The sequence below is a fragment of the Acidisoma sp. L85 genome (assembly GCF_009765865.1).
Taxonomy (GTDB): domain Bacteria; phylum Pseudomonadota; class Alphaproteobacteria; order Acetobacterales; family Acetobacteraceae; genus Acidisoma.
In genome coordinates, this window is record NZ_LMUQ01000039.1 from 259,891 (window position 1) to 266,261 (window position 6,371).

General features: G+C 65.9%; 7 protein-coding genes. 4 read left to right on the top strand and 3 right to left on the bottom strand.

From position 1 onward, the window contains the following. The first annotated feature begins 41 nt into the window (after positions 1 to 41). Positions 42 to 923 (top strand): aldo/keto reductase, encoded by an 882-nt coding sequence (locus GSQ83_RS11495; RefSeq protein ID WP_158803015.1) that lies wholly within the window; start codon positions 42 to 44, stop codon positions 921 to 923. Between the two features lie 59 nt (positions 924 to 982). Here the strand turns inward: GSQ83_RS11495 and moaA are convergent, their stop codons facing one another. Together moaA and GSQ83_RS11505 are read right to left on the bottom strand one after the other, a co-directional pair. After that, positions 983 to 2,029, bottom strand: a complete 1,047-nt coding sequence (moaA, locus tag GSQ83_RS11500) for a GTP 3',8-cyclase MoaA (RefSeq protein ID WP_158803016.1) — start codon at positions 2,027 to 2,029, stop codon at positions 983 to 985. Next, positions 2,026 to 2,208: a DUF3553 domain-containing protein gene (locus GSQ83_RS11505; RefSeq protein ID WP_158803017.1), complete on the bottom strand. Its 183-nt coding sequence runs from the start codon at positions 2,206 to 2,208 to the stop codon at positions 2,026 to 2,028. Before GSQ83_RS11505 ends, moaA begins: the two co-directional genes overlap by 4 nt. Positions 2,209 to 2,293: 85 nt before the next feature. Between GSQ83_RS11505 and GSQ83_RS11510 the strand changes: the two genes are divergently transcribed. The 3 genes from GSQ83_RS11510 to GSQ83_RS11520 all read left to right on the top strand — a co-directional run bounded on the left by GSQ83_RS11510 (position 2,294) and on the right by GSQ83_RS11520 (position 4,915). Next, positions 2,294 to 2,926 (top strand): hypothetical protein, encoded by a 633-nt coding sequence (locus GSQ83_RS11510; RefSeq protein ID WP_158803018.1) that lies wholly within the window; start codon positions 2,294 to 2,296, stop codon positions 2,924 to 2,926. A gap of 88 nt (positions 2,927 to 3,014) precedes the next feature. Further along, on the top strand, positions 3,015 to 3,866 hold the full coding sequence (locus GSQ83_RS11515; protein WP_158803019.1) for a UDP-2,3-diacylglucosamine diphosphatase: 852 nt from the start codon (positions 3,015 to 3,017) through the stop codon (positions 3,864 to 3,866). A 5-nt stretch (positions 3,867 to 3,871) separates the two neighbouring features. Beyond that, complete coding sequence (locus GSQ83_RS11520) at positions 3,872 to 4,915, top strand: glycosyltransferase family 1 protein (protein WP_158803020.1); 1,044 nt, start codon at positions 3,872 to 3,874, stop codon at positions 4,913 to 4,915. A gap of 13 nt (positions 4,916 to 4,928) precedes the next feature. Here GSQ83_RS11520 and zapE read toward each other — a convergent pair whose 3' ends face one another. After that, positions 4,929 to 6,107, bottom strand: a complete 1,179-nt coding sequence (gene zapE / locus GSQ83_RS11525) for a cell division protein ZapE (protein WP_158803021.1) — start codon at positions 6,105 to 6,107, stop codon at positions 4,929 to 4,931. Between the last annotated feature and the right edge of the window lie 264 nt (positions 6,108 to 6,371).

The following is a 6,371-nucleotide window of genomic DNA, read 5'->3' on the forward strand; positions in this document are numbered from 1 at the left end:
CCTAGGGGCGCCAACTGAAGCGCGATGCAAGGAGAGCACGAATGACGGAAATCAATGCGGCCGCGAGCGGCCGGTTCAAGATCGGCGGCGACCTCGAGGTTGTCCGGCTTGGCTTCGGCGCCATGCGGATCACAGGCAAGGGAATCTGGGGACCTCCCGCCGACGTGGAGGAGGTGAAGCGGACGCTGCGCGCCGTGCCGGAACTCGGCATGACCCTCATCGACACCGCCGATAGCTACGGCCCGTACGTGAGCGAGGATCTGATCACCGAGGCGCTGCACCCCTATCCCGGCCTGACCATCGCCACCAAGGGTGGCCTGACGCGACATGGCCCCGACCAATGGGCTCCGCTCGGCCGACCCGAATACCTGCGCCAATGCCTGCTGATGAGCCTGCGACGCCTCCGGCTGGAGCGCATCGACCTCTGGCAGCTTCACCGCATCGACTCCAAGGTGCCGGCGGAGGAGCAGTTCGGGGTGATCGCCGCCATGAAGTCGGAAGGCCTTATCCGCCATGTTGGACTGAGCCAGGTTTCGGTCGCGGAGATCGAGGCGGCGGCGAAGCACTTCCCGGTGACGACAGTGCAGAACCGCTACAATCTCGTCGATCGGAGCAGCGAGGATGTCCTCGCCTACTGCGAAACCAAGGGCATCGGCTTCATCCCATGGGCACCGCTCAACGCCGGCGGTCTGGCGAAGGAAGGCTCGTCGCTGAGCAAGATCGCCGCCAAGCTCGGCGTCAATGCTGGTGAGGTCGCTTTGGCCTGGATGCTGCAGCGCTCGCCGGTGATGCTGCCGATCCCCGGCACAAGCACCACCGCCCACCTGCGCGAGAATGTGCAGGCAGCGTCGCTCAAGCTCTCAGCAGAAGACTTCGCTGCTCTGGACCGTCAGGGCCGCGACGAGTGGAAGACCAAGCAGTAGATTTTACTTAGGCGATTTAAAAACGGCCGTGGCGGGAACGCCATGGCCGTTAGGCCGCGTCACCCCCCTGTCATGCTCATGTGCCGGGCGATGAGTGGCTGAGGACGGCGCCGGTCGATGACGAAGTCATGCGCCTTCGGCTTGCGACCGATCGCCTCGCGGATGATGGCCTCCATTTCCGCATCCGAGGCGCCGTCTCGCATCGGGCTGCGCAAATCCGCGCAATCCTCCTGCCCGAGACACAGGAATAGCGTTCCCGTGCATGTCAGCCGCACGCGGTTGCAGGTATCGCAGAAATGCTCGGTAAGCGGAGTGATAAAGCCAACCCGACCGCCCGTTTCGGCGATCTGCCAATAGCGCGCAGGCCCCGCCGCGGGACCCGGCGGCTCGGTCAGGCGCCACATCGTCCAGCGCCGCTGCAACTGGTCTCGTACGCGGGAAAGCGGCAGATACTGGTCAGCGCGATCCTCCCCCGTCTCGCCCAGAGGCATTGTCTCGATGAGGCAGAGGTCGAAACCCTGCTCGCCACACCAGCCGATAAGCTCGTCGAAGTCGTCCTCGTTCACGCCACGCAGCGCCACCGTATTGATCTTGATGCGCAGCCCGGCGGCTTTGGCCACGGCGATGCCGTCGAGCGTCTGACCCAGCTTGCCACCGCGCGTGATCGTGCTGAACCGCGCCGCGTCCAAGGTATCGAGGCTGACATTGAGCCGGCGCACCCCAGCGGCACGCAACCCATCGGCGTAGCGGCCGAGCTGCGAGCCGTTCGTGGTGAGCGTGAGTTCCTCGAACCCGCTCCGGCCTAGCTCTCCCCCAAGGCTTTGCACCAGCCGCATCACGTCCCGGCGGACCAAAGGCTCGCCACCCGTAATGCGCAGCTTCCGGGTGCCGAGGCGGATGAAGATCCTGCCGAGCCGGTCCAGTTCCTCGAAGGTCAGGAGTTCGTCGCGCGGCAGGAAGGTCATGTGTTCCTGCATGCAGTAGACGCAACGCAAGTCGCACCGGTCGGTCACCGAGAGCCGCACATAGGAAATCGCCCGCCCGAACGGATCTGTCAGGGGTATCGGACGAGCGCTTTCAGCCAGGGCAACCGACTGGCCGCTCATTCGTCCGCCAGTTCGAGTGTGATGACTTTCGCGTCGATAAGAACCTTACCCGCATGTTCAAAGTTCACGGTGATCCGGTCGTGGATGACAGATTGCACTTGCCCAGTGCCCCAATCCGGGCATCCCGGATGACGAACGCGGGCGCCAGGCTCGATCAGCAAGAATACTGGGTAGGACATAAACCCCGCCTTCAACCCTCTTCGGCTTTCTAGGCTAGCCGACCACCGTTTCTCGGTGACTGCCGTTCGGCTGAGAGGTAGCGTCATGATCACCGAACTGCGTCTGGCTGAGCTCCTCTGCGCCCAACTCTGCCATGACATGAGCAGTCCTATCGGTGTCATATTAGGTGCGCTGCCCCTGCTGCGCCAAGGGGGCCTAAATGCGGAGGAAGCCGGCGAAATCGCGGATCGGGCCATGCGCGAGGCCGCCGCGCGGCTGAAGCTACTGCGCGCCGCCTGGAGTGGCGAGCAAGCCGTGCGGACCGGCGCCGATATCGCCACGCTTCTAGACGAAGGGACGCGCCGCATGATCCGTGTCGAGCTCCCGACCCTGGCCCGATGCTATTTTCCCGCGGAAGCGGGCCGTCTGGCCCTCAACCTCGGCCTGCTCGCCGGTCTGAAGCAATCGCGGCCGGTCACGCTGCGCCTCTCGCGGGAGGGCTCGGCGCTGCTGGCAAGGCTGCGCGGGCGCGGCGTCGTCTGGCCGGATAGCCCGACCCCGGGACAGCTTGCGCGCTCACTCCTCGCCACAGCGGCGCGCGAGGATCCCAGGCTGAGCCAATTGCCGGTGACCTTGTTGCTCGCGCGCCGGGCCGGGATGCAGCTCCAGCGCGACCGTGTGAACCACGCCCTGATGCGAGTCACCGGTGCCTTTGCCGAGTTGCGAGCGGGGGGCTGAGTGGCAGTCATGCAAGCTTCACTGTGACGGCGATGCAACGGACGGTAAGCGAGGCCGCGACGACGAAACCCTGACGCGAGTCGCGCACATGAACGACCTGCCGTACGCCGTCGCTTCCCGCCTGGGTCTTGGCCCGAGCACCCCGACCACGCCGCAGCGTGGTTTCCGAACACTGTTCATCTCCGACGTGCATCTTGGGACCCGTGGCAGCAAGGCGGATATGCTGGCGCGTTTCCTCGATGAGACGGCCTGCGAAAAACTCTATCTGGTCGGCGATATCATCGACGGCTGGCGCCTCCGTCGCTCCTGGTACTGGGACGCGCATCATGACGCCGTGCTGCGCTCCATCCTCCGCCATGCGCGGGCGGGCGCAGAGGTCATCTATATCCCCGGCAACCACGACGAGATGTTCCGCGCCTGGCTGCCGATGGGGCTGGAAGTCGCCGGGGTACGGCTGGCCGAGGACGACGTTCATCATGCGGCGGACGGCACCCGGCTGCTGGTGATGCATGGCGACGCCTTCGACAGCGTGGTCCGCTACTTCAAGTTCCTCGCCCTGCTCGGCGACGGTGCCTACAACCTCGCGCTCACGCTGAACCGCTGGTTCAACTGGGGCCGCCGCCACCTCGGCTATCCCTATTGGTCGCTTTCGGCCTGGCTGAAGCGCCAGGTCAAGGAGGCGGTCAAGGCGATCGACCGTTTCGAGACCGCCCTCGCGCAGGAAGCCCGCCGCCGTGGGCTGGACGGTGTGGTCTGCGGCCATATTCACCACGCGGAAATGCGGATGATCGGCACCACGCGCTACTTCAACACCGGCGACTGGGTGGAAAGCTGCTCCGCCTTGGTTGAGCATCACGACGGCCGCTTCGAGCTGATCGACTGGGCGACGATGAACCGGCTTTCGGTCGCCGCCCCTGACCTCGCCACGGCCGCCGCCTGAGCGCCATGGCGGAGGATACGACGTCCCCAGCCTGGCCGCGCCGCGTCGCCATCGTCTCGGACGCCTGGCATCCGCAGGTCAATGGCGTGGTGCGCAGCCTCACCCAGCTCTCGCACGAGCTGACCGCGCGGGGCATCGCGGTGACGGTGATCGGCCCGGATCGCTTCGCCACCCTGCCCTGCCCCTATTATCCGGAGATCCGCCTATCGCTGTGGCCGGGCCGCCGCTTGCGGCGCTTGCTCGCGGAGTTCGGGCCGGACGCGCTGCATATCGCGACCGAGGGGCCGCTCGGCTTCGCCGCCCGCCGCTGGGCCTTGCGCCGCGGCTATGCCTTCACGACCTCGTTTCACACGCGCTTCCCCGACTATGTGGCTGCGCGCCTGCCAATACCGCGCCGCCTCACCTATCGCTGGATGCGCCGCTTCCACTCGGCGGGCTCGGCCGTCATGGCGGCAACCCCGAGCCTGATCGCGGAGTTGCGCGGGCGCGGCTTCTCCAACGTCTGCCTTTGGAGCCGAGGGGTGGATACCGAGGCTTTCAGCCCCGCCCATCGGAACGAGCAGGCGCCGCGCCGCCCAGTCTTCCTCTATTGCGGCCGCCTCGCGATCGAAAAGAACGTCGCCGCCTTCCTCGATCTCGATCTGCCCGGTACCCGCGTCGTGGTGGGGGACGGGCCGGACCGGGCGGCGCTGGCGGAGCGTTATCCTTCGGCGATCTTCCTTGGCACGCTGAGCGGTGAGGCGCTCAGCAGGGCCTATGCCTCGGCAGATGTCATGGTCTTCCCGAGCCGCACCGATACCTTCGGGCTTGTCGTACTGGAGGCTCTCGCCTGCGGCACGCCGGTCGCGGCCTTTCCGGTGCCCGGGCCGCGCGACATCATGGGGAATGCCGATCCCAGCGTGGGCGCGCTCGACGAGGATCTGCGCCGGGCGGCGCTCGCGGCGCTAAAAGCCGATCGCGGCCAATGCCGCCGCTTCGCCGAAGGCTTTTCCTGGTCCGCCGCAGCGGCGATGTTCATGGGCAACCTGGTCCCGATCGCCCGCGCTTGACGGACACGGACCCTCAGGTCAGGTGCGGTAGCGCCAGGTAGGTGTCGCTCTGCATCTCAATCAGCCGTGAGGCCGTGCGTAAAAAGGCTTCGGCGCCGTCACCCGATGGGTAGAGCCCATCCGGCACCGCGGCGGCGGAAGCCACCAGCTTCACCCGATGCTCATAGAGCGCGTCGATGAGATTGATGAACCGCCGGGCCTCGTTGCGATTCGCCGGCGAGAGGATCGGCACCTCGTCCAGCACCACAGCCTGAAAATGCGTGGCGATCGCCAGATAGTCGCCAGCGCCTAAGGAGCGGGCGCAAAGCTCCTCGAAGGAAAAGCGCGCGACGCCGCCCGCCGCACGCGTTACCGGCAGGCTGCGGCCCATGACATGGAGCACCGTCGGTTTCACGGGCGCGCCCTCGGAAAGCTGCTGAAAGGCGGTAGAGAGGAAGACCTCCGCCGCGCCGTCGGCTGGAACGTGCCAAGTGTGACCCGTGTCACTCCGCGCGCGGCGATAGTCTCGCCGGGCATCCAGCACGAGGACGTCGAGGTGATCCTTGAGGATGTCGATGAAGGGCAGGAAGGCATCGCGGCCCGGCTGACCCCGAAAAAGATCATCCGGCAAGGTGTTCGAGGTCGCGACCACGACTACGCCGCGCTCGAACAGTGCCTCGAACAGCCGTCCGAGGATCATCGCATCGGCGATGTCGTTGACCTGGAATTCGTCGAAGCACAGCAGGATGGCATCCTCCGCCAGCGCATCGGCCAGCGGCAGGATCGGATCCGTGCCCTCATGGTTCGCCTGTTTCCAGGCGTGGATCCGCTTATGCGTCTCCTGCATGAAGGCGTGGAAGTGGATTCGGCGCTTGCGGGGCACGTCCGCCGCCGCGAAGAACAGGTCCATGAGCATGGACTTGCCGCGCCCAACCGCGCCGACAAGGTAAAGCCCGTGGATCGTATGGCTCTGCGCCTCATCGACCGGTTTACGGCGAAGGAAGCGCCGAAACAGTGAATTCTGGCCGAGCCGCGCCGGAGGATCATAGCCGCGCAGCTTGACCCAAAGCGCGTGCAACCGCTCGGCGGCGGAAAGCTGCGCCGGATCCGACACCAGTGTGCCCGACGCGATTTCTCGCCGGTACAGGGCAAGCGGCCCGATATCCGGAGGAACCTCGCTCGAGAGAGTTGGGGGATGAACCAGGACGTCCATGCTGCACCGCAACCTAGTGCATGGATTCTGACCAGACAATGAGCGGCCTAACGTCAATTCGGCGCAAATCCTCGGCATTTCGTATTACCGGGACTGCATCAAGTGCAGGGCTCGACGCGTGCGCTAACGCTGGCCGGGCGCGGACGCCCCCGCTAGCCCTTAGCCCCTGGCGCCCCGCCCTTGCCCGTCGTAACGGCAGTCCCTGCGGCGGCTACCCATCGCTCCGTCAATCCTATTGGAGGCACAGTCATGGCCATACGCATC